At 70.5% G+C, this 20,045-nt stretch carries 18 protein-coding genes; 11 read left to right on the forward strand and 7 right to left on the reverse strand.

Translation table 11 applies throughout. The annotated features are described in order from the left end of the window. Window positions 1–19 precede the first annotated feature (19 nt). The gene (locus tag ACQEWB_RS27655) at window positions 20–1,384 is read right to left on the reverse strand and encodes an alkaline phosphatase (protein ID WP_432835547.1); all 1,365 of its coding nucleotides are present in this window, start codon (window positions 1,382–1,384) and stop codon (window positions 20–22) included. 151 nt (window positions 1,385–1,535) lie between these two features. On the opposite strand from ACQEWB_RS27655, the gene ACQEWB_RS27660 reads away from it, so the two are divergent. Next, on the forward strand, window positions 1,536–2,402 hold the full coding sequence (locus ACQEWB_RS27660) for a PhzF family phenazine biosynthesis protein (protein WP_432835549.1): 867 nt from the start codon (window positions 1,536–1,538) through the stop codon (window positions 2,400–2,402). Between the two features lie 85 nt (window positions 2,403–2,487). Here ACQEWB_RS27660 and ACQEWB_RS27665 read toward each other — a convergent pair whose 3' ends face one another. Continuing rightward, on the reverse strand, window positions 2,488–3,909 hold the full coding sequence (locus ACQEWB_RS27665) for a hypothetical protein (RefSeq protein ID WP_432835551.1): 1,422 nt from the start codon (window positions 3,907–3,909) through the stop codon (window positions 2,488–2,490). A 117-nt stretch (window positions 3,910–4,026) separates the two neighbouring features. Between ACQEWB_RS27665 and ACQEWB_RS27670 the strand changes: the two genes are divergently transcribed. Further along, window positions 4,027–5,346, forward strand: coding sequence for a hypothetical protein (locus ACQEWB_RS27670; RefSeq protein WP_432835553.1), 1,320 nt, complete (start codon window positions 4,027–4,029; stop codon window positions 5,344–5,346). 182 nt (window positions 5,347–5,528) lie between these two features. On the opposite strand, the gene eno is transcribed toward ACQEWB_RS27670, so the two are convergent. Next, a complete protein-coding gene (gene eno / locus ACQEWB_RS27675) occupies window positions 5,529–6,815 on the reverse strand; it encodes a phosphopyruvate hydratase (protein WP_432835555.1) in 1,287 nt (428 codons plus the stop codon). A gap of 79 nt (window positions 6,816–6,894) precedes the next feature. Here eno and ACQEWB_RS27680 point away from each other — a divergent pair, with 79 nt between their 5' ends. Further along, entirely contained in the window at window positions 6,895–7,743 is an 849-nt protein-coding gene (locus tag ACQEWB_RS27680) for a winged helix-turn-helix transcriptional regulator (protein WP_432835557.1), read from the forward strand. A gap of 52 nt (window positions 7,744–7,795) precedes the next feature. Here ACQEWB_RS27680 and ACQEWB_RS27685 read toward each other — a convergent pair whose 3' ends face one another. From ACQEWB_RS27685 to ACQEWB_RS27695, 3 genes are all read right to left on the reverse strand, one after another. Continuing rightward, window positions 7,796–8,455, reverse strand: a complete 660-nt coding sequence (locus ACQEWB_RS27685; RefSeq protein WP_432835559.1) for an MSMEG_1061 family FMN-dependent PPOX-type flavoprotein — start codon at window positions 8,453–8,455, stop codon at window positions 7,796–7,798. A gap of 10 nt (window positions 8,456–8,465) precedes the next feature. Next, a complete protein-coding gene (locus ACQEWB_RS27690) occupies window positions 8,466–9,149 on the reverse strand; it encodes a molybdopterin-dependent oxidoreductase (protein WP_432835561.1) in 684 nt (227 codons plus the stop codon). 320 nt (window positions 9,150–9,469) lie between these two features. Then, window positions 9,470–9,907, reverse strand: a complete 438-nt coding sequence (locus ACQEWB_RS27695; RefSeq protein ID WP_003974483.1) for a hypothetical protein — start codon at window positions 9,905–9,907, stop codon at window positions 9,470–9,472. 527 nt (window positions 9,908–10,434) lie between these two features. Here ACQEWB_RS27695 and hemL point away from each other — a divergent pair. From hemL to ACQEWB_RS27735, 8 genes are all read left to right on the forward strand, one after another. Next, window positions 10,435–11,751 carry a glutamate-1-semialdehyde 2,1-aminomutase gene (hemL, locus tag ACQEWB_RS27700; protein ID WP_432835565.1) on the forward strand — a complete coding sequence of 439 codons (1,317 nt, stop codon included), beginning with the start codon at window positions 10,435–10,437 and terminating at the stop codon, window positions 11,749–11,751. A gap of 38 nt (window positions 11,752–11,789) precedes the next feature. Beyond that, the gene (locus tag ACQEWB_RS27705) at window positions 11,790–12,437 is read left to right on the forward strand and encodes a histidine phosphatase family protein (RefSeq protein ID WP_432844043.1); all 648 of its coding nucleotides are present in this window, start codon (window positions 11,790–11,792) and stop codon (window positions 12,435–12,437) included. 166 nt (window positions 12,438–12,603) lie between these two features. Beyond that, window positions 12,604–13,896, forward strand: a complete 1,293-nt coding sequence (locus tag ACQEWB_RS27710; protein ID WP_432835567.1) for a hypothetical protein — start codon at window positions 12,604–12,606, stop codon at window positions 13,894–13,896. A 45-nt stretch (window positions 13,897–13,941) separates the two neighbouring features. Then, window positions 13,942–14,559, forward strand: a complete 618-nt coding sequence (locus ACQEWB_RS27715; protein WP_432835569.1) for a TlpA family protein disulfide reductase — start codon at window positions 13,942–13,944, stop codon at window positions 14,557–14,559. Window position 14,560: 1 nt separating this feature from the next. Next, window positions 14,561–15,331 carry a cytochrome c biogenesis CcdA family protein gene (locus tag ACQEWB_RS27720; protein ID WP_432835571.1) on the forward strand — a complete coding sequence of 257 codons (771 nt, stop codon included), beginning with the start codon at window positions 14,561–14,563 and terminating at the stop codon, window positions 15,329–15,331. Between the two features lie 3 nt (window positions 15,332–15,334). Next, a complete protein-coding gene (gene resB / locus ACQEWB_RS27725) occupies window positions 15,335–17,101 on the forward strand; it encodes a cytochrome c biogenesis protein ResB (protein ID WP_432835573.1) in 1,767 nt (588 codons plus the stop codon). Further along, on the forward strand, window positions 17,098–18,201 hold the full coding sequence (ccsB, locus tag ACQEWB_RS27730; protein WP_432835575.1) for a c-type cytochrome biogenesis protein CcsB: 1,104 nt from the start codon (window positions 17,098–17,100) through the stop codon (window positions 18,199–18,201). Before resB ends, ccsB begins: the two co-directional genes overlap by 4 nt. A 25-nt stretch (window positions 18,202–18,226) precedes the next feature. Then, window positions 18,227–18,628: an SRPBCC domain-containing protein gene (locus ACQEWB_RS27735; protein ID WP_432835577.1), complete on the forward strand. Its 402-nt coding sequence runs from the start codon at window positions 18,227–18,229 to the stop codon at window positions 18,626–18,628. Here the strand turns inward: ACQEWB_RS27735 and ACQEWB_RS27740 are convergent. Beyond that, window positions 18,540–20,024 (reverse strand): condensation domain-containing protein, encoded by a 1,485-nt coding sequence (locus ACQEWB_RS27740; RefSeq protein WP_432835579.1) that lies wholly within the window; start codon window positions 20,022–20,024, stop codon window positions 18,540–18,542. The two genes, ACQEWB_RS27735 and ACQEWB_RS27740, sit on opposite strands and share 89 nt — an antisense overlap. Between the last annotated feature and the right edge of the window lie 21 nt (window positions 20,025–20,045).

The following is a 20,045-nucleotide window of genomic DNA, read 5'->3' on the forward strand; positions in this document are numbered from 1 at the left end:
GTGAGCGCGGCTCACGCCGTCAGCGCAGGCCCAGTGCCTCGCGGACCGTCGTGAACAGGTCCGTCTGGTTGGTGACGCCCAGGACGCGGTACGCCTGCGGGCCCTGCGCCGCGATGCGGACCTCCGTGCCGGTGTGCTCCTGGGACTGGCCCGGGGTGTTGGTGGAGTAGTTGACCTTCAGCTGCTGGCCCTCGTCGGTGACGAGGGTCGAGGAGAGGCCGGGCGGGGTGGCCTCCAGCGGGACGATCTGGCTGGTGTGGCCGTGGTCGGCGGTGGTGACGACCAGGGTGTCGGGGTGCTTGGCCGCGTACGCGCGGGCCACCTTCACCGCCTTGTCGAACGCCGCCGTCTCGCCGATCTGGCCGCACGGGTCGGCCGCGTGGTCCTGCTTGTCGATCGACGCGCCCTCGATCTGAAGGAAGAAGCCCTTCTTGGAGTGCTTCGCCTTCTGCTTGGCCTCAAGGAGCTGGATCGCCTTGGTGGCGGAGTCGGCCAGGCTCGGGGTGGTGGCCGGACGGTTCGCGTTCGAGGTCACGCAGCGCTGCGGGTCCGTACCGCCGACCGCGGCCGCCTTGCCGGTCCACTCGACCGGCACGTTGCCGGTGGCGAACAGGCCGAGCACCGGCTTGCCGGCCTTCGCGGCCTTCAACGACGCGTTGTCGGTGACGACCTGGTAGCCGAGCTTCTGCGCCTGCTGGGTCACGGTCAGGCCCTTGTACTTGCCGTCGGTGACCGTCTGGTCGAAGCGCTGCTTGCCGCCGCCGAAGAGGACGTCCACCTTGTGGTTGACGGACTGCTCGGCGATCGAGCCCGGGCCGCCCGCGGCGATGGTGTCCGTGGGGCACTTGGCCATGTCGGCCGGGCCCTGGCAGGAACGGTCGGTGACGTGCGAGTCGAGCACGGCCGGGGTGGCGTCGGTGAGCTCGGCCGTCGTCACGTTGCCCGTGGCGTAGCCGCTCTTCTGCGCCAGCTCCAGGATCGTCTTCACGGACTTGTCGGTGCCGGGCGTCTTGGAGATACGTCCGTTGACCGTCTTCACACCGGTCGCCCAGCCGGTGCCGCTGGCGGCGGAGTCGGTGACGTAGTCCGGGGTGCCGTCCGCGTGCACGGCGTACGTCGTGTAGGCGCCGGTCATCGGGAACTTGTCCATGTTCAGGCGGCCGTTCGCGCCGACCGTGTAGTCACGGGCCAGCGTGATCTCCGAGTCGCCCATGCCGTCGCCGATCAGCAGGATGACGTTCTTCGCCTTCCCGCCCTGGACGGCGGCCTTGGCCTGCTGCGCGTTGTCGAAGGCACCGGCGGCGGAGGTGACGGCCAGGGCCGCGGCGGTGGCGGTGACCAGGGCGGTGGCGAGGGTGAGGTGGCGACGGGAGGGTCTGTGCACGGCTGCGACTCCTTGTGGCGTCCGGAGGACGGACTGGAAGGTGGAAACGGGTGCCAACGCAGTGGAGCACACCAGCCATTGGTGAATCGATGGGAAAGTCTTGGGCTTGTGTCTATTTCAGGCACATGACACACATAGGGAGGGGACGCCGGTGAACGCGCTGTCCGTCACACTCGTCCACGCCTGTCTGCGCGACGGCACCGGCGGCAGCCCGACCGCGGTGGTGCTGGACGCGCCGGCGCTGAGCGACGAGGAACGCCGACGCCTGCCGCTGGAGTGGGGCACCTCGCACGCCGTCTACGTCGATCATCGCGAACGCACGGTGGACCTCCGCTTCTTCACCGGTGAGGGCGAACTTCCGGCCTGCGGACACGGCACGGTGGCCGCCTTGGCGCTGCTTGCGTCCCGGTCCTGGGCCGGGGCAGGGGGCGGCGCCGGACAGGAGTACCGCGTCACCCTTCGCGCGGCAGGGCGGATCTTCGGCGGCCGGGCGGAACGGGACGGTGACCGCCTCACCGCCGCCTTCGACCCCGGCCCCGTGGCTCTGCGCGCCCCGACCGACGCCGAACGCGCCCTCGTGCTCCCCGCGCTGGGCGTGACGCCGGAGGGGCCGGGCTCAGGGGCGTGGGTGGCCGGAGTCGGCCGGGAACGACTCCTGGTGTCCGTCCCCACCCGCGACCGCCTCGCCGCCCTCACCCCGGACCTCGACCGCCTCCGCGCCGCCTGCGACCGCTTCGGCCTGCTGGGCGCCTACGTCCACTCCGCGCCCTCCTCCGAAGGCCGCCTCGCGGCCCGCATGTTCGCCCCGTCCATCGGCGTCCCGGAAGACATCGCCAACGCCAACAGCACCGCCTGCCTGGCCGCCCACCTGTCCGCACAGGGCATCGACGGGATCACCGTCGACATGGGCGACACACTCGGCAGCCCGGCCACGATCACCGCGACGGCCCGGCCCGGACCGGCGGGCCCCCGGATTCACGTCGGCGGCGAAGCTCGTATGGACGAGGGAGGACGCTGACCCGCCCGCGGAGCCGTGGCCATCGTGCCGAGGTCCTTCACGGGAGCTCCTGGCGCCGCATGCCTCAGCGGTGATTCCGGTCGGGTCAGACGAGATACGGGTCCCACCGGCCGGTCGGGCCCTTGTAGGGGACGGTCGGATCTGCGGCCCACCACACCCGTTCCAGCTGGGCGAGGACGGTGAAGACGGCCATCCGGTCGACGCACACCGGGTCTCCGGCGGCCTTGCGGCCGTACCCCCGGTCCAGGTGCGCGGTGCGTTCCTGCCACCCGGCCCGTTCGTAGCCATGGCATCCGGCGCATTCCGCGAAGTGCTTCAGGCATACGTCGAGCAGCCGGTCGTACGCCGACTTGTCGCGGCACGTCCCGCGGACCGAGCAGTCGTCGGGGTGTACGGCTCGGGGGGCCGGGCTCATGCGGTTCAGCACGGCGTCGGCGTAGGGGTCGGAAGGGACGATGCCGCTCGGCGGGGCGAGATGGTCCAGCAGGAGCGGGGTCTGATAGCGCGTCACATAGGCCTGCCAGAGCAGTGTCCGGCCCGCGAGCAGGACGGGCCACAGCAGGTCGTGGTCGACGGCCCAGGCCCACAGGTCCACGCAGAACCGCCGTAGGGGCGCCAGGCTCTCGGCCCGGTCGTGGACGGCCAGCAGGGTGAAGAAGTTGTGGCTCTCGTGGGCGGCGTTGTCATGACGCCGGTCGCACGCGTCGTGCAGGGCCATGCCGGCGATGCCCGTCGCCTCGACGAGCCGCTGGCCGAACGCGCCGCCCGGCCGTTCCAGCGACGTGAGCAGGGCCAGGGCCCGGCCCGCCGAGTTCACGCTGCGATAGCGGAGGCTGCGCCGCTTGTCGTCGCCCGCCGCGATACGTGCCGCCTTCGGGTGCAGCACGTCCAGATACAGCGCCTGCAGACAGGCCAGCCAGGAGTCCATGACGGCGCGCTCCCGTGACCGGGGGCCGTGGTCGCGGTGCACGTGCTCGATGTACGCGGCCATCGCACGGCAGCTGTCCCCGGTGATCCCGGACACCTCCGCGGCGAAGTGGTGGTAGTCGATCGGGGCGCCGTACATGCAGCAGACGGCCGACCCGTGGACGCACTCCGGGCACAGGCGGGTCTGGTCGGTAAGGCACCAGGAGAACCCGTAGAGCTGCTCGGCCACGCCGCGCCAGAGTTCGGTGGACGGTACCCGGAAGAACTTGTCGAACACGGTGAGGAGCGGCTCGTGGGGGCTGCCGAGCCCCAGGCGTGGCGGCGCGCCCGTCGCCAGCGGGACGGTGTCGGCCAGTTCGGTGTGCAGGGCCTGGGCCCGCGCGGAGTTCTCCGCCAGGACGAGTCCTCGGATCGGGGTGTCGTAGCGGCCGACCGGGGACAGCGGGTCGTGCAGCCGATCGGCCAGGTCCGGACTCCAGCTTCGGCGCAACGCCGGAATCAGTTCGATGTCGGCCCGGAGCCGGTCGGCGAGGTCGTCGCCGCCGTCGTACAGCCCTCGTCCGAAAAGCGCGGTCTCCATGACGGCAGTGCAGCACCGCGGAGCTGCCCCCACACAGGGGCCGGGGGAGCCGGACGACGCGCTCTGGGCGCTACTTTGTGAGCATGTGACCGCGAACGTCGTGATCCAGGGGGCGCCATGCCTCGAACCCCCAACACACAGCTGCAACTCCTGCTGACGGCCGCCGCATGGCGGCCGGCCCAACTGGCCCTGGCCGTACGCAAGGTGGCCGCCGAGCGCGGCCTGGACCTGCCCTGCCATCACACGACGGTACGGCGCTGGCTCGACGGCACCCAGCCCCGGCCGCCCTTTCCGGAGCTTGTGCTGGAGAGCTTCTCCCGATGTCTGGGCAGACGCGTCACCGTGCAGGAGGCGGGGTTCACCCGGGCGCCCGCCGTTCTGGTGGACCCGTCCTGGGAGGCCGATCCCGTGCGCAAGCTCGCCCAGCTCACCCACGCCGAACTCGACCCGCAGCGCCGCGCCCTGCTCGGAGCGGGCGTCTTCACCCTCACCGCCCTCGCGCTGCCGGACCTGCCCGCCCCGGCCGGCCCGATCCTGCGAGCAGGGCACGCGCGGGTCGACGAGATGCGCTCGATGACGTCCTTGTTCGCGACAGCGGCCGACCAGCACGGAGGGCAGCACGTACGCGCCGCACTGAGCGCCTACGTCGCCCACGACGTCCTGCCCCGACTGCACGGCCCGGCCCGGGATCACGCGCGTCCCGACCTGCTGTCCGCCGCCGCCCAACTGACGCTGCTGCTGGGCGGGATGTGCGCCGACGGCGGCCAGGACGCCGCCGCCCAGCACTACCACCAGATCGCCGCCCGCCTCGCCGCCGACGGGGGAGACCACCTCACCCTCGCCATCGCGCTGCGCACCATGGCCACACACGCGCACGACCTCGGCCACCGCACCACCGCGGTCCTCGGTCTCACCGAGCAGGCCGACCGCCACGCCCGGCACGCGCCGCCCGGCGTCCGGGCCTACACGAAGATCCAACTGGCCGTTCTCCAGGCCCACCACGACCGGCGCGCGGCACTGGCCTCCCTCGCGCTGGCCGAACAGCTCCACGCCCGCGCGGAGAGCGCCCCCGGCCCGTTCAGCACCTATCCGGCCGGGGCCCTCCACTACCAGTGCGCCCAGGTCCTCGCCGCCCTCGGCGACCACGCCGGCGCCGTGGGTTCACTGGCCTCCTCCCTGCGCCTGCGCGGCCCGAGCGAACGACTCCCCGCGGCCCTGACCACCGCCCGCCTGGCCGAGGCCCAGCTACGGCTCGGCCACCTCGAACAGGCCCTGCACCACTGGCGGTTCTTCCTCGACGCCTACCCCGCCGTGCGCTCCGCCCGGGCCGTTCAACGCCTGCACGCGGCACGTCGGTGTCTGCGGCCCCACCAGCGTCACCGCGGCGCCGCGGCCGTCCTCGACCGCATCCGCGACCTGACCGGGACACCCGCGTGAGCTGTCGCCCGGGCCGGGCAACGGGACGCCGGCGCATACGTGATCGAATGGATCCTGCATGATCGAAATCGTGCGCGGGCCGCCCGGGTGACGACGCGGCGACACCGCGCCGACGGCCGCACGCCACTCCAACGGCTGCGGGAGCGCCCGCACGGGCCGCGCCGGCACGGGTCGTGCCGGTCTCAGCGCCGCAGCCCGAGCGCCGCCGCGCCCGCGTACCGTGCCTGCGTGCCCAACTCCTCCTCGATGCGCACGAGTTGGTTGTACTTCGCCGTGCGGTCCGCGCGGGACAGCGAGCCCGTCTTGATCTGGCCGCAGCCGGTGGCCACCGCGAGGTCGGCGATCGTGGTGTCCTCGGTCTCGCCGGAGCGGTGGGACATGACGACGGTGTAGCCCGCGCGGTGGGCGGTGGCGACGGTCGCCAGGGTCTCCGTCAGGGTGCCGATCTGGTTGACCTTCACCAGGATCGAGTTGGCGATGCCGTCGCGGATGCCGGCGCGCAGCAGCGTCTCGTTGGTGCAGAAGACGTCGTCGCCGGTGAGCTGGCAGCGGTCGCCGAGGCGGGCGGTCAGGTCGCGCCAGCCCGCGTGGTCGTCCTCGGCCATCGGGTCCTCGATGGAGGCGACGGGGTAGCGGTCGACCAACTCCGTGAGGTAGTCGGCGTGTTGGGCGGGAGTGCGTCGTACGCCCTCGCCCGTGTAGTCGTACACGCCATCGCGGAAGAACTCCGACGTGGCCGGGTCCATGACGAGCGTGATGTCGGTGCCGGGCTTGTAGCCGGTCTGTTCGACGGCGCGTACGACGAAGTCGAGGGCCTCGTCCGCGGTGCGCAGGTCGGGGGCGAAGCCGCCCTCGTCGCCGACGTTCACGCTGTGGCCGGCGGCGAGCAGGTTGCCGCGCAGGGTGTGGAAGACCTCCGAACCCATGCGGACGGCCTCGGCGAAGGTGGCCGCCCCGATGGGGGCGATCATGAACTCCTGGAAGTCCAGCGGGTTGTCGGCGTGTGCGCCGCCGTTGACGATGTTCATCATCGGTACGGGGAGCAGGCGGGCGTCGACCCCGCCGACGTACCGGTACAGCGGCATCCGGTGGGAGGCCGCGGCGGCCTTGGCGGTGGCCAGGGAGACGCCGAGGATCGCGTTCGCGCCGAGCCGGCCCTTGTCGGCGGTGCCGTCCAGGTCGATCAGAGCCGCGTCGACGGTCGCCTGGTCGTCGGCGGACAGGCTGACCACGGCGTCGGAGATGGAGTCGTTGACCGCGTCCACGGCCCGCCTGACTCCCTTGCCGTGGAAGCGGGCCGGGTCGCCGTCACGCAGTTCGACCGCCTCCCGGGCCCCGGTGGAGGCCCCGGACGGTACGGCCGCCCGGCCCAGCGATCCGTCCGAGAGGACGACGTCGACCTCGACGGTCGGGTTGCCCCGGCTGTCGATGATCTCGCGTCCGACGACCCGGCTGATGACGACCGGCACGGTGCACTCCTCGCGATCGGTGGAGTTAAGTTCTCCTGCGAAACAAAGTGAGTCCTGAAAGAGAACCTACTATGGGCTCATGAGGATGCACAACGCCGATGAGACCTGCGGCATCGCCCAGGCCGCCGTGGTCCTGGGGGACTGGTGGAACGTGCTGGTGCTGCGGGAGATCGCCCGCGGACACGTCCGTTTCGACGCGCTGGCCGCCGAGATCGGCCTGTCCCGCAACGTCCTCACGGAACGGCTCGGCCGGCTCGTCGCCCGCGGAGTGCTGCGCCGCAGCCTCTATCAGCGGCGTCCGGTGCGGTACGAGTACCTGCTCACCGATGCCGGGGCGGCGCTGCTGCCCCTGCTGGTCGCGATGCAGGACTGGGGTGACCGGTGGGTGCTGGGCGACGGCAGTCTCACGGCGACGGCGGAGGCGGACGGCGCCGAGCACGCGCGCGTGCACGCCCTGGTCGGCACCCGCCTGCCGGACGACCTCGAACTGCCCGGCACGCAGCAGGTTCCCCCCGTCTCACCGGAAGCCCGCGCCACCGTGCTGTTCACGTACCCCGGCACGGGCATCGACTGGGGCGAGCCATCGATCCCCGGAACCGCGGGCTGCACGCTGGAGAACCGGCTCTTCCGGGACGCCTGGCCGGAGTTCCGGCGAGCGGGTGTGGACGTGCGCGGGATCAGCACCCAACTCGCCTACGAGCAGGAGGAGTTCGCCAAGGCGGAGGACCTCCCGTTCCCGCTGCTCTCCGACGCGGCCCACCAGCTGGCGGCGGCCCTGCGGCTGCCGGTGTTCCGCGGCGCCGGCCGACTCCGCCACAAGCGCCTGATCCTGGTCGTCGACGCCGAACGGGCCGTACGCCACGCCCTGTTCCCGGTCGTCGACATCCCGCACGCGGTGGCGGAGAGCCTGCGGCTGGCCGTGGGCTGAGGCCGGGGAAGACGCCGGGGAAGACGCCGGGGCAAATGCCGGGGAAGACCCCTTACTCGTACCGGTACTTCAGCGAATCCGCCTCCGTCTGTTCGATGTCGGCGATCGTCAGCTCCGGCATCCGCAGCTGGGCCAGCGTCACCTCGGCCGAGGTCGGCTGGGCATCGGCCGGCAGCCACTGCTCCGGCTTCCAGGCCCCGCTGCGCAGCAGCGACTTGGGGCAGTGCGGGTAGACCTCCTCGATCCCCACGACCAGTGCGCTGGCCGGCGGCTTGCCCACGGCGGTCAGCTGCGACAGCAGCTCCGGGCGGGTGGAGACGCAGGCCCGGCCGTTCAGGCGGAGGGTCGTGGTGCGTCCCGGGATGACGAACAGCAGCCCGGCCCTGCCGGTGGCGAGGACGTTCTGGAGGGTGTCCAGCCGCTTGTTGCCGGTCGCGTCCGGTATCGCCACCGTCCGCGCGTCCAGGACGGCGACGAACCCGGCGGGACCGCCGCGCGGGGAGACGTCGCAGCGGCCCTCGGCGTCCGCGCTGGCGACCAGGACCAGCGAGGAGCAGCCGATCAACTGGCGGGTCTGCTCGGTGAGTTCGGTCATCTGCTTGCGATAGGCCGCGGCGCCGGGGTTTTCGTAGACCCGGCGCAGCTCCTCCAGGTCGCGCACGGCGTCGAGGCGGAGGGAGTCGAAGGCGCTGCCGACAAGGGGTGAGGTCATACAGCCGACCCTACGGCCGCCCCGGCATCGACGGCGGCTGGTCGTTCTCGTCCTCCTGGTACGAGTAGCGCTGCTGCTGCCAGGGGTCGGCGAGGTTGTGGTAGCCGCGTTCCTCCCAGAAGCCGCGCCGGTCGGCGGTCATGTACTCGATGCCGCGCAGCCACTTGGGGCCCTTGTAGCCGAAGAGGTGGGGGACGACCAGGCGCAGGGGGAAGCCGTGTTCGGCGGTGAGGGGTTCGCCGTTGTGGTGGGTGGCCATGAGGGTGCGGGGGGAGGTGAAGTCGGCGAGGCGGAGGTTGGCGGAGTAGCCGTACTCGGCCCAGGCCATGACGTGGGTGACGCCGGGGGCGGGTGGGACCAGGTCCAGGACGGTGGTGGCGGGGATGCCGTACCACTCGTGGTCGGTGGAGGTGGGGCCGCTGGCGCAGTGGAGGTCGGCGGTGACGGTGGTGCGGGGGAGGCCGGCGAGTTCGTCGAAGGTCCACTCGTGGGTGTCGCCGGAGGCGGTGGCGCCGAAGACGCGGAGGTTCCAGCGTTCGGGGCGGAAGCGGGGGACGGGGCCGTAGTGGGAGACGGGCCAGCCGTGGGCGAGGCGCTGGCCGGGAGGCAGCAGACCCTGCGGGCTGGGCCCGGATCCGGGCCCAGCCTCAGCCCCGGACTCGGACTCGGACTCGGGGGAAGGCTCGCCGACCACGGGCCGCACCCTCTTTCGTCGCTTCCTGCGCCTCTCCGAGCAGCGTAAACGCTCGGTGCTCGGGGCGCTGCGGCCGGGCACGGGCCGAGGTCGGTGACGGCCTCCAGGGTGATCGCCGCGGTGAGGTCCTGGCCGCCGTCGAGACGTACCTTCACGGCCGCCATCCCCTCACCGGAGGTGACGGCCCCGACGGAACGCCTCACAGGGAAGAAGAGGAAAGGAGCGGATTGGCAGGCTTTGTGCCACGCGGGAGTCAGCGGACCCCCGGCAAATCAAAGGCGGGGTCCGAGAACCCCGCCCGAAACTCATGCAGGCCCGGCTCAGGGCCAGACAAGGCAGTACGGCTGGTGCCCGGCCTCGTGCAGCCGGTGGGAGAAGTCCTGCCACTCGTGCAGCAGTTGGTACACGTTGAACGCGTCCCGCGGGCCACCCCGGTCCGGGACCGTGGACCAGATGAAGGCCGCCGCGCCGACCGCTTCCTCGCCTATGCCACGGAGCGGGTCCACGACCGTCATCGGGAGTTTGACCACTGCGTAGTCGGGGTGGAGGACGACCAGTTCCAGGGGCGGGACCTTGTGCAGGGGCACGCCTTCTATGCCGGTGAGGACCATCGCCGCCATCGTCTCCGGCTTGATCTTCGTGAACATGCCGTTCATGCCGAGCTCGTCGCCGCCGAGTTCCTCGGGGCGCATCGAGATCGGGACGCGGGCCGCGGTCGCGCCGTCCGGTGCGCCGAAGTACTTGTACGTCACCCCCACCCGACCACCATTCCTGCTCCCCTCCCGGAGCTGGTCGATCCGGCGGTCGATCCGCCGCTCGCCCTGCTCGGGCTCACTCGGTACACCCTGACCCTGACGTGTCTCGGCTTCCTCCGCCTCGCGTCGGTGCCTTCCCCGATGGGCACGTCGAGGACCCAGGTCGTCAGTCCCCTCGCCCAGTCCGCCACCGCGATGCATATCTCCACCCGACTGCTTTTCTAGGACGCGTGGCCCCCGCCGCGCAACCCGATCATCGTGTCAGTGACCTCCCCCACGGCCGCCCGCCGAAACGTGCGTTGAAACACCTGTCCGCAGGATCTTCGCAGCCCCTGAACAAGCCTCCGTACACCTGTCCGTACACCTATACGTACGCGACGGCCGTTCGAGCTGTGTGTATCAGGTCCCAGTTTCGCAGATCACCTAGGGCGGTGGCTGTCCCTCGGGTCGGCAGTGGTGCTGGCCTACCCTGAGGAGGTCACAGGCAACCGGAACCCGAGAAGTCGAGAAGGTCGGAGAAGTCGCTGGTCATGAGCGAACTGCCATTTCCTTACGAAGCACCCGTGTCGCAGGAGCTGTTCGACCGCGCGGCCGTCGTCACGCCCGGCGGCGTGAACTCCCCGGTGCGCGCCTTCCGCGCCGTCGGAGGCACCCCCCGGTTCATGGTTTCGGGCGAAGGGCCCTATCTGACGGACGCCGACGGGCGCGAGTACGTCGACCTCGTCTGTTCCTGGGGGCCCATGATCCTCGGGCACTCGCACCCCGAGGTCATCGCCGCCGTCCAGGAGGCCGTCTCGCGCGGCACCTCCTTCGGCACCCCCGGTGAGGGCGAGGTCGCGCTCGCCGAGGAGATCGTGGCCCGAGTCGAGCCCGTCGAGCAGGTGCGGCTGGTCAGCAGCGGCACCGAGGCCACCATGTCCGCCATCCGGCTCGCCCGCGGGTTCACCCGGCGCAGCAAGGTGATCAAGTTCGCCGGGTGTTACCACGGTCACGTCGACTCCCTGCTCGCCGCCGCCGGGTCCGGCGTCGCCACCTTCGCCCTGCCCGACACCCCCGGCGTCACCGGCGCCCAGGCCGCCGACACGATCGTGCTGCCGTACAACGATCTCGAAGCCGTGAACGAGGCCTTCCACCGGCACCCCGGCGAGATCGCCTGTGTGATCACCGAGGCCTCGCCCGGGAACATGGGCGTCGTACCGCCGCAGCCCGGGTTCAACCAGGGGCTGAAGGACGCCTGCTCGAAGAACGGCGCGCTCTTCATCTCGGACGAGGTCATGACCGGGTTCCGGACCAGTCGTAGTGGTTGGTACGGGATCGACGGCGTCCGGCCCGATCTCATGACCTTCGGGAAGGTCATGGGGGGCGGGTTCCCGGCGGCGGCTTTCGGGGGGCGCAAGGACGTCATGGATCACCTTGCCCCTGCCGGGCCGGTGTACCAGGCGGGCACCCTCTCCGGGAATCCGGTCGCGACGGCCGCCGGTCTCGCTCAGCTGCGGCTGCTCGACGAGGCCGCCTACGAGAAGGTCGACGCGGTCTCCGCTCAGATCCAGGCGCTCGTCACCGAGGCCTTCACCAAGGAAGGCGTCGCGCACCGGGTGCAGCGGGCCTCCAACATGTTCTCCGTCTTCTTCACGGACCGGGACGTCCGTGACTACGAGGGCGCCAAGAAGCAGGAGTCCTTCCGCTTCACCGCTTTCTTCCACTCGATGCTGGCGCAGGGCGTCTACCTTCCGCCCTCGTCCTTCGAGTCCTGGTTCGTGTCCACGGCCCACGACGAACGGGCCGTACAGCGCATCGCCGACGCCCTCCCGGCGGCGGCCCGAGCAGCGGCGGAGGCAACCGCGTGAGCGAGCAGACCAACGACGACATCACCGTCGTACACGTGATGCGGCACGGTGAGGTCGAGAACCCGGACGGGGTGCTGTACGGGCGGCTCGCCGGGTACCACCTGTCCGAGCTGGGGCGGCAGATGGCCGACCGGGTCGCCGAGCATCTCGCGTCGCGGGACGTCACGTACGTCTGCGCCTCGCCGCTGGAGCGGGCTCAGGAGACCGCGACCCCGATCGCCAAGGCCCATGGGGTGGATCTCGCCAGTGACGAGCGGCTCATCGAGGCCGACAACGTCTTCCAGGGCAAGACCTTCGGGGTCGGCGACGGCGCGCTGAAGAAGCCGGGGAACTGGAAGTACCTGGTCAACCCGTTCAAGCCGTCCTGGGGCGAGGCGTACGTCGACATCGTCGTACGGATGATGCAGGCGCTGGACGCGGCGAAGGAGCAGGCGCGGGGGCACGAGGCCGTGCTGGTCAGCCATCAGCTGCCGATCTGGACCGTGCGTTCGTACGTCGAGAAGCGGCGGCTGTGGCACGACCCGCGCAAGCGGCAGTGCACGCTCGCCTCTCTCACGTCCTTCACGTACCAGGGCGACAAGATCGTGTCCGTCGGCTACAGCGAGCCGGCCCTCGATCTCGTCCCCGCCCACCTCCGGGCCGGCGCCAAGCCGGTGCAGGGGAAGAGCAAGGCCTTCGGGGCCTGAGTTCGGGGCCTGAGAAGGTCTCAACCCCGAGGTGAGATATCCCCTTTGGGTTCCATGACACGTTCGTGACATTTGTTGCGAGATACACGTGATCGAGAGGAACCTCCCCGTTCGTCATGTCCTCTGACTGGGTGACCACCAGAGCACATGACGAATCGGGGTTGGAATGCGCGCTCTCTCTCGCAGGGGAATGCTCGGTCTCGGCGCGGGTGCCGCGACCGCCGTCGGTCTCGCGGGGTGCGGCACCCTCAAGCCCTCAGACGGGTCGACCCGTGCATCGGGTTCCCACAGCGGAGGCAAAGGCGGTGGCAAGGGCGGCAGTACGTCCCATCCCGTCCGCCCGCTCGGCGACGGCTCGACCTCCTTCACCGGCAAGCAGCCCCACCAGCCGTCCAAGCCGGTGCCGTTGGAGCCGGGGCAGACCCCGCCGCAGTTCGTGATCTTCTCCTGGGACGGCGCCGGCGAGGTCGGCAACGGCCTCTTCCCGCGCTTCCTCGACCTCGCGAAGCAGCACGGCGCGTCCATGACCTTCTTCCTCTCCGGGCTGTATCTGCTGCCCGAGTCGAAGAAGCGGCTCTACAACCCGCCGAACAACCCGCGCGGCGCCTCCGACATCGGCTACCTCACCGACGAGCACGTCAAGGCCACGCTCACCAACGTCCGCCGCGCCTGGCTCGAGGGCCACGAGATCGGCACCCACTTCAACGGCCACTTCTGCTCCGGCTACGGCACCGTCGGCAACTGGACCCCCGAGCAGTGGAGGAGTGAGATCCAGCAGGCCAAGGCCTTCGTCAAGGAGTGGCGGACGAACACCGGGTGGTCCGACCTGCCCGCGCTGCCCTTCGACTACGAGAAGGAGCTCGTCGGGGGCCGTACGCCCTGTCTGCTCGGCCAGAACAATCTGCTGCCCACCGCCAAGCAGCTCGGCTGGCGCTACGACGCCTCCTCGCCCGGCGGCCGCCAGGTCTGGCCGGAGAAGAAGCTGGGCATCTGGGACCTGCCGCTCCAGCAGATCCCGTTCCCCGGGCGGTCCTTCGAGGTCCTGTCGATGGACTACAACATGCTCGCCAACCAGTCGGTCAACTCGACCAACGCGCCCGCCTACAACTACCCGGCCTGGCGCACCCAGTCCGCACAGGCCTACATATCCGGCTTCAGGCGGGCATACGAGACCAACCGGGCGCCCTTCTTCGTCGGCAACCACTTCGAGCACTGGAACGGCGGCATCTACATGGACGCCGTCGAGGAGGCCTTCAAGCACATCGCCGCGGAGAAGGAGAAGGGCGCGGACGTGCGGATGGTCTCCTTCCGGCAGTACGTCGACTGGATGGACGTACAGAAGCCGGAGGTGCTCGCCCAGCTCCGTACGCTCGATGTCGGACAGGCGCCCGCGGGCGGCTGGAAGACCTTCCTCAAGGGGGCCCCGGCGACGCCTTCGTCGACCGCCTCCGCGACCTGAGGGGGGTGCGCAAGATCCTCAGAACGGGCATGCGAAACTTTTCACATGAGTGCCGCCAACCGCGCCCCCCTGCGCTCGAACCACAGCCGTGCCGTCCTGCTCGCCGCAGTGGCCGCGGCCGGTGCGCTGACCCTGTCCGCGTGCAGTTCCGGGGGGACTTCGGGCGGAGGCGGTGACACCAACTTCGTCATGGGCAAGGACGGCATCTCCACCGTCAAGAGCGGGCAGCGCGCCTCGGCGCCCGACCTGTCCGGCAAGACCGTCGACGGCGCACAGCTCGACGTCGCCTCCTACAAGGGCAAGGTCGTCGTCCTGAACGTGTGGGGCTCCTGGTGCGCCCCCTGCCGCGCCGAGGCGCCCAACCTGGAGAAGGTCTACCAGGACCTCAAGTCCAAGGGCGTCGCGTTCGTCGGCATCAACACCCGGGACACCAGCACCGCGAACGCCGCCGCCTTCGAGAAGCAGCAGGGCGTCACCTTCCCCAGCCTGTACGACCCGACGGGCAAGCTGATGCTCCGCTTCAAGAAGGGCACGCTCAACCCGCAGGCCATCCCCTCCACGCTCGTCCTCGACCGGGACGGCAAGATCGCCGCCCGCTCGCTGGCCGCGCTCAGCGAGGACAAGCTGCGCAAGATGATCGACCCGGTCCTCGCGGAGAAGTGACGTGAGCGCACTCACCACGCTCGCCGCCGACGGCTACAACGGCACCGTGCTCAACGGCGCCCTGCTCGCCGCCCTGCCCATCGCGCTCCTCGGCGGCCTCGTCTCCTTCTTCTCCCCGTGCGTGCTGCCGCTCGTCCCCGGCTATCTGTCGTACGTCACCGGGGTCACCGGCACCGACCTGGGCGAGGCCCGGCGCGGCCGGATGGTCGCCGGCGCCTCCCTGTTCGTCCTCGGCTTCACCGCCGTCTTCGTCTCCAGCGGCGCCCTGTTCGGCTACTTCGGCGACACCCTCCAGAGCAACCGGGGCGTCCTGTCCAAGGTGCTCGGCGTGCTCATGATCCTCATGGGCGTCTTCTTCATGGGCCTGATGCCCTGGATGACCCAGCGCGAGTTCCGCATCCACAAGCGGCCGGTGACCGGCCTCGTCGGCGCCCCGCTGCTCGGCGCGCTGTTCGGCATCGGCTGGACGCCCTGCATCGGACCGACCCTCGCCTCCGTACTGGCCCTGTCCTCCCAGCAGTCCAGCGCCGGGCGGGGCGCCGTACTGACCGTCGCCTACTGCCTCGGCCTCGGCGTGCCCTTCGTGCTCGCCGCGGTCGCCTTCCGTAAGGCGCTCGGCGCCTTCGGCTGGGTCAAGCGCCACTATGTCTGGGTGATGCGGATCGGCGGCACGATGATGATCGTGACCGGTCTGCTGCTGCTCACCGGCGCCTGGGACCGAATCGTGCAGGACATGCAGTCCTGGTCCGCCGGCTTCACCGTGGGGATCTGATCGATGAGCAAGACCACCACCACCGACACGCCCCCCGAGCGGGCCGACGACGCGGATCTGGGGGCGGCGGGCTCCCAGCTGTCCACCGCGCCCAAGGAGGATCTGCCCAACCTGCCCTCCCTGGGCGTCGTCGGCTGGGTCCGCTGGTTCTGGCGGCAGCTCACCTCCATGCGGGTCGCACTGCTGCTTCTGCTGCTGCTCTCGCTCGGCGCGATCCCCGGCTCGCTGATCCCGCAGTCCGGCATCGACGCCACGAAGGTCGCCGACTTCCGCAAGGCGCACACCTTCCTCGCGCCGGTCTACGACCGGCTCGGCCTCTTCCACGTCTACAGCTCGGTGTGGTTCTCCGCGATCTACATCCTGCTGTTCGTCTCCCTCATCGGCTGCATCATCCCGCGCACCTGGCAGTTCGTCGGCCAGCTCCGCGGCCGCCCGCCGGGCGCCCCCAAACGCCTGACCCGGCTGCCCGCGTACACCACCTGGCGGACCGAGGCCGAGCCCGAGCAGGTGCGCGCGGACGCCCTCGCCCTCCTCAAGAAGCGCCGCTTCCGTGCCCACCTCGCCGGTGACGCCGTCGCCGCCGAGAAGGGCTATCTGCGCGAGATCGGCAACCTCGCCTTCCACATCGCGCTGATCGTGATGCTGATCGCCTTCGCCTGGGGCCAGCTCTTCAAGTCCGAGGGCAACAAGCTGATCGTCGAGGGCGACGGCTTCTCCAACACCACCACGCAGTACGACGACTTCAAGTCCGGCAACCTCTTCACCACCGACGACCTGGTGCCGTTCAGCTTCACCCTGGACAAGTTCACCGGCACCTACGAGACGAACGGCCCCAACCGCGGCACCCCGCGCACCTACCAGGCCGCCCTCACCTACAGCCAGGGCGCCTACGGCAAGGACCGGAAGCGGACCATCAAGGTCAACGAGCCGCTGTCGATCGGTGACGCCAAGGTCTACCTCACCGCCCACGGCTACGCGCCCGTCATCACCGTCCGCGACGGCAAGGGCAAGATCGTCTACAGCGACGCCGTACCGCTCCTCCCGCTCGACTCCAACGTCACCTCCACCGGCGTGGTCAAGGTCCTCGACGGCTACAAGAACGCCAAGGGCGTCAGCGAACAGCTCGGCATCTCCGCCTTCTTCCTGCCGACCTACACCAAGGGCAGCGAGACCGCCTCCACCTTCCCGGGGCTGACCAATCCGATCCTCAACCTGACGCCCTTCCACGGCGACCTCGGCGTCGACTCGGGCATCCCGCAGAGCGTGTACCAGCTCGACAAGTCGCACGTGAAGGAATACAAGGACGCCAAGGGTGCCCAGGTCAGGGACAACCTCAAGCCCGGCCAGACCATGAAGCTCCCGAACGGCGCCGGCACCATCACCTACGAGGGCACCAAGGAGTGGGCGAACTTCCAGGTCGTCCAGCAGCCCGGCACCGGCTGGGCCCTCGGCGGCGCCCTCACCGCCATCTTCGGCCTCGCCGCCTCCCTGTTCATCCAGCGCCGCCGCGTCTGGGTGCGCGCGGTGACCGGCCCCGACGGCGTCACCGTCGTCGAGATGGCCGGCCTCGGCCGCAGCGAGTCCGCCAAGGTCCCCGAGGAACTCGGCGACCTCGCCGGGATCCTGTACGACCGGGCGCCGGGCGCGCCCGAGCCCGACGAAGACTCCGACGCCGAATCGCGCGACGACTCCGACGCCGGCTCCTCAGACCAAGACGACACCACCACCCCCGAACCCCAAGTCGTACCTGCCGAAGGGGCTGAGAAGTGACTCTCGCCGCCGGAACCGAGTTGGCCACCGCGACCAACGAACACCTCGCGAACATCAGCAACACGCTGATCTACTCCGCGATGGCCGTCTACACCCTGGCCTTCTTCACCTACATCGCCGAGTGGATCTTCGGCAGCCGCAGCAAGATCGGCCGTACCGCCGCCGCGCTCACCCCCGGCGCGCAGAAGGCCAAGGGCAAGGCGCCGGCCGTCACCGTGAACAAGGCCGGCGGCACCGCCGTACTGGAGCGGCCCCAGGTCGTCGTACGGTCCTCGGCCGGTACGCGGGACGTGCCGGACGGGCCCGGGGCGCACGGTGGGGACGAGCAGGGCGACCTCTACGGGCGTATCGCCATCTCGCTCACCGTGCTCGCGTATCTCGTCCACCTCGCCGGTGTGATCGCCCGCGCGGCCTCGGTGGAGCGGGCGCCGTGGGGCAACATGTACGAGTTCAACATCACCTTCTCCGCGGTCGCCGTCACGGTGTACCTCGCGCTGCTCGCGCTGAAGAAGAACGTGCGCTGGCTCGGCCTGTTCCTGGTCACGACGGTCCTCCTCGATCTCGGCATCGCCGTCACTGTCTTGTACACCGCCAGCGACCAGTTGGTTCCCGCCCTCCACTCGTACTGGCTGTACATCCACGTCTCGACCGCCATCCTGTGCGGTGCGGTCTTCTACGTGGGCGCCGTCGGCACGCTGCTCTACCTCTTCAAGGACTCGTACGAGACCAAGCTGGAGAACGGCGGCACGCCCGGCCGCTTCGCCACGTCGTTCCTGGAGCGGCTGCCCGCCTCCGCGTCCCTGGACAAGTTCTCGTACCGCATCAACGCGGCCGTCTTCCCGCTGTGGACGTTCACGATCATCGCGGGCGCGATCTGGGCCGAGTCGGCCTGGGGCCGCTACTGGGGCTGGGACCCCAAGGAGACCTGGGCGTTCATCACCTGGGTCGCCTACGCCTGCTACCTGCACGCCCGCGCCACCGCCGGCTGGAAGGGCCGCAAGGCCGCCTACCTGGCCCTGATCGCCTTCGGCTGCTGGCTGTTCAACTACTACGGCGTCAACATCTTCGTCAGCGGCAAGCACTCGTACGCGGGCGTCTGAGCCGTAGAGGACCGACACTGGTGTCATGAGCGGTTCCATCGCACAGGGCACCAGTCAGACCCACGGGAACACGCGCATCCTGCACTTCCTGGTGCGGGTTCCCCGGCCCATGGGGCAGGTCTGGGAGGCGGTGGCCGGGCCGGAGGGGCTCGCGGGGTGGTTCACCGTCGCCGAGGTGCTGGAACCCCGGCTCGGCGGCGCGGTCACCCTGCGTGACCTGGGGAGTGGGCGGATCACCGCCTGGGACGTGGACCGGGTCGCCGAGTACACCCTCGACGAGGGCGGCCGGATCCGGTTCCACCTGGAGCGGGACGGCGAGGACGGTACGGCCCTGCGCTTCACCCACGAGTTCCGTGGGGAACGCGCGACGGAGTCCGGCTGGCGGGCACGGTTCGAAGTGCTGCTCGCGCGGCTGGAGGGGCCGTAGCAGAGGTCGTGGCGGAGGCCGTGGCCAGGATCAGGTCGCGGAGTCGGTCGGCGTACAGGCGCAGGTTCTTGTGTGCCACGTCGGTGTCCGGGTGGCGGCAGGCCAACCACAGGCCCTCGTGCAGCCGGTTGACCCACGCGCACACCTGGTCGCCGTAAGAGACGCGGATCAGTCCGTACGCCTTCAGCTCCTCCCAGCGCTCGGCACCGGCGATGCCGCGGGTGTCGACGAACGACACGATCGAGTACAGGTCGGGGGAGAGCGGGCGGAAGTCCGTGCCCAGGAGGGCCAGTACACGGGCCAGTGGCATGCGGGCCAGGGAGCGGGCGGCCTGGAGTTCGGCGCGTACGGCGCGCAGCGCGCCGGGGAAGTCGGAGACGTCCGCGACCGGCACCTCGATCGGCGCGCCGCCCACGTACCAGCCGACCGACTGCGACCAGCGGGACTTCACCCGGGTGTGGAACGGGACGACCGTGCGGTAGACGGGCTGTCCGCCGAGCTCGTGCACGATCAGGCCGGTGGCGGCGAGCACGCCGACCAGGCTGCCGCCGTAGGGCCGGCAGTACGTCTCGAACGCGGCGGCCGCCTCCGCGTCGACCAGCGGTTCGCAGAGCATCCGCTGGGTGGGCAGCGGGCTCCCGGGATCCACACCGAGGTCGACGGGGAAGCTCGGCAGCCGTCCGTCGCAGCGGCGGATGAACTCCCGCCAGCGGCCGACGATCTCGTGCCCCGCGTCGATCCGGTCCGCGTCCGCCCGCTCGAGTTCGCAGAAGTCGACGTAACTGGCGGTGGGCTGCCGCTCCACGCCCCCGCGTCCCTCGACGCCCGCCGTGTACAGCTCGTGGATCTCGGCGGGGATGCCGTGGATGGAGTAGGCGTCGACGTTGCTGTGGTCGAAGGCCAGGTAGACGCTGGTGCAGTCGTCCCGGACGACGGCGGCGTAGATGAGGTTCGGCCACTTCAGCGCGTCCGCCGCCTCGTCGAACCGGTCCTGGAGGTGCCGGGTGAGCGCCTCGGCGTCGGTGAAGTCGCCGACCACCTCGCGGCGCAGGGACACGTCGGCGGCGTCCAGGGTGAAGCGCCGCAGCTCGTCGTCCGCCCAGCGGAAGCCGCTGCGAAGGGTCTCGTGCCGCACGGTCCAGTCCCGCAGCGCCTGTTGGAGCACGTCGAGGTCGACCGGGCCGGGCAGGTCGAAGGCCGTACCCAGCCAGGTCGGCACGAACAGGCCGCCCTCCCGTACGGATCTGGCCGTGCGGATGTGGGACTCCTGGATGTACGCCGGTGGTCTGGCGTCCTCCGGGAGGCGGCTCGCGGTCTCGACGGTCGCCCGACTGAGCGTCCACTCGACGAGCCGTCCCGGCCGGATTTCGCAGCGCTGGATGTCGGTCACTCGCACGGGCGGCTCCATTCGGGACAG

The sequence above is a fragment of the Streptomyces sp. CA-249302 genome, assembly GCF_050936785.1.
Taxonomy (GTDB): Bacteria; Actinomycetota; Actinomycetes; order Streptomycetales; family Streptomycetaceae; genus Streptomyces.

Excerpts from the sequence above, each read along its gene's own strand:
- ACQEWB_RS27710 (WP_432835567.1), top strand. The coding sequence starts at position 12,604 with ATGCGCGCTCTCTCTCGCAGGGGAATGCTCGGTCTCGGCGCGGGTGCC.
- ACQEWB_RS27705 (WP_432844043.1), top strand. The coding sequence starts at position 11,790 with ATGCGGCACGGTGAGGTCGAGAACCCGGACGGGGTGCTGTACGGGCGG.
- resB (WP_432835573.1), top strand. The coding sequence starts at position 15,335 with ATGAGCAAGACCACCACCACCGACACGCCCCCCGAGCGGGCCGACGAC.
- ACQEWB_RS27665 (WP_432835551.1), bottom strand. The coding sequence starts at position 3,909 with ATGGAGACCGCGCTTTTCGGACGAGGGCTGTACGACGGCGGCGACGAC.
- ACQEWB_RS27715 (WP_432835569.1), top strand. The coding sequence starts at position 13,942 with ATGAGTGCCGCCAACCGCGCCCCCCTGCGCTCGAACCACAGCCGTGCC.
- ACQEWB_RS27685 (WP_432835559.1), bottom strand. The coding sequence starts at position 8,455 with ATGACCTCACCCCTTGTCGGCAGCGCCTTCGACTCCCTCCGCCTCGAC.
- ACQEWB_RS27680 (WP_432835557.1), top strand. The coding sequence starts at position 6,895 with ATGAGGATGCACAACGCCGATGAGACCTGCGGCATCGCCCAGGCCGCC.
- hemL (WP_432835565.1), top strand. The coding sequence starts at position 10,435 with ATGAGCGAACTGCCATTTCCTTACGAAGCACCCGTGTCGCAGGAGCTG.
- ACQEWB_RS27735 (WP_432835577.1), top strand. The coding sequence starts at position 18,227 with ATGAGCGGTTCCATCGCACAGGGCACCAGTCAGACCCACGGGAACACG.
- ACQEWB_RS27670 (WP_432835553.1), top strand. The coding sequence starts at position 4,027 with ATGCCTCGAACCCCCAACACACAGCTGCAACTCCTGCTGACGGCCGCC.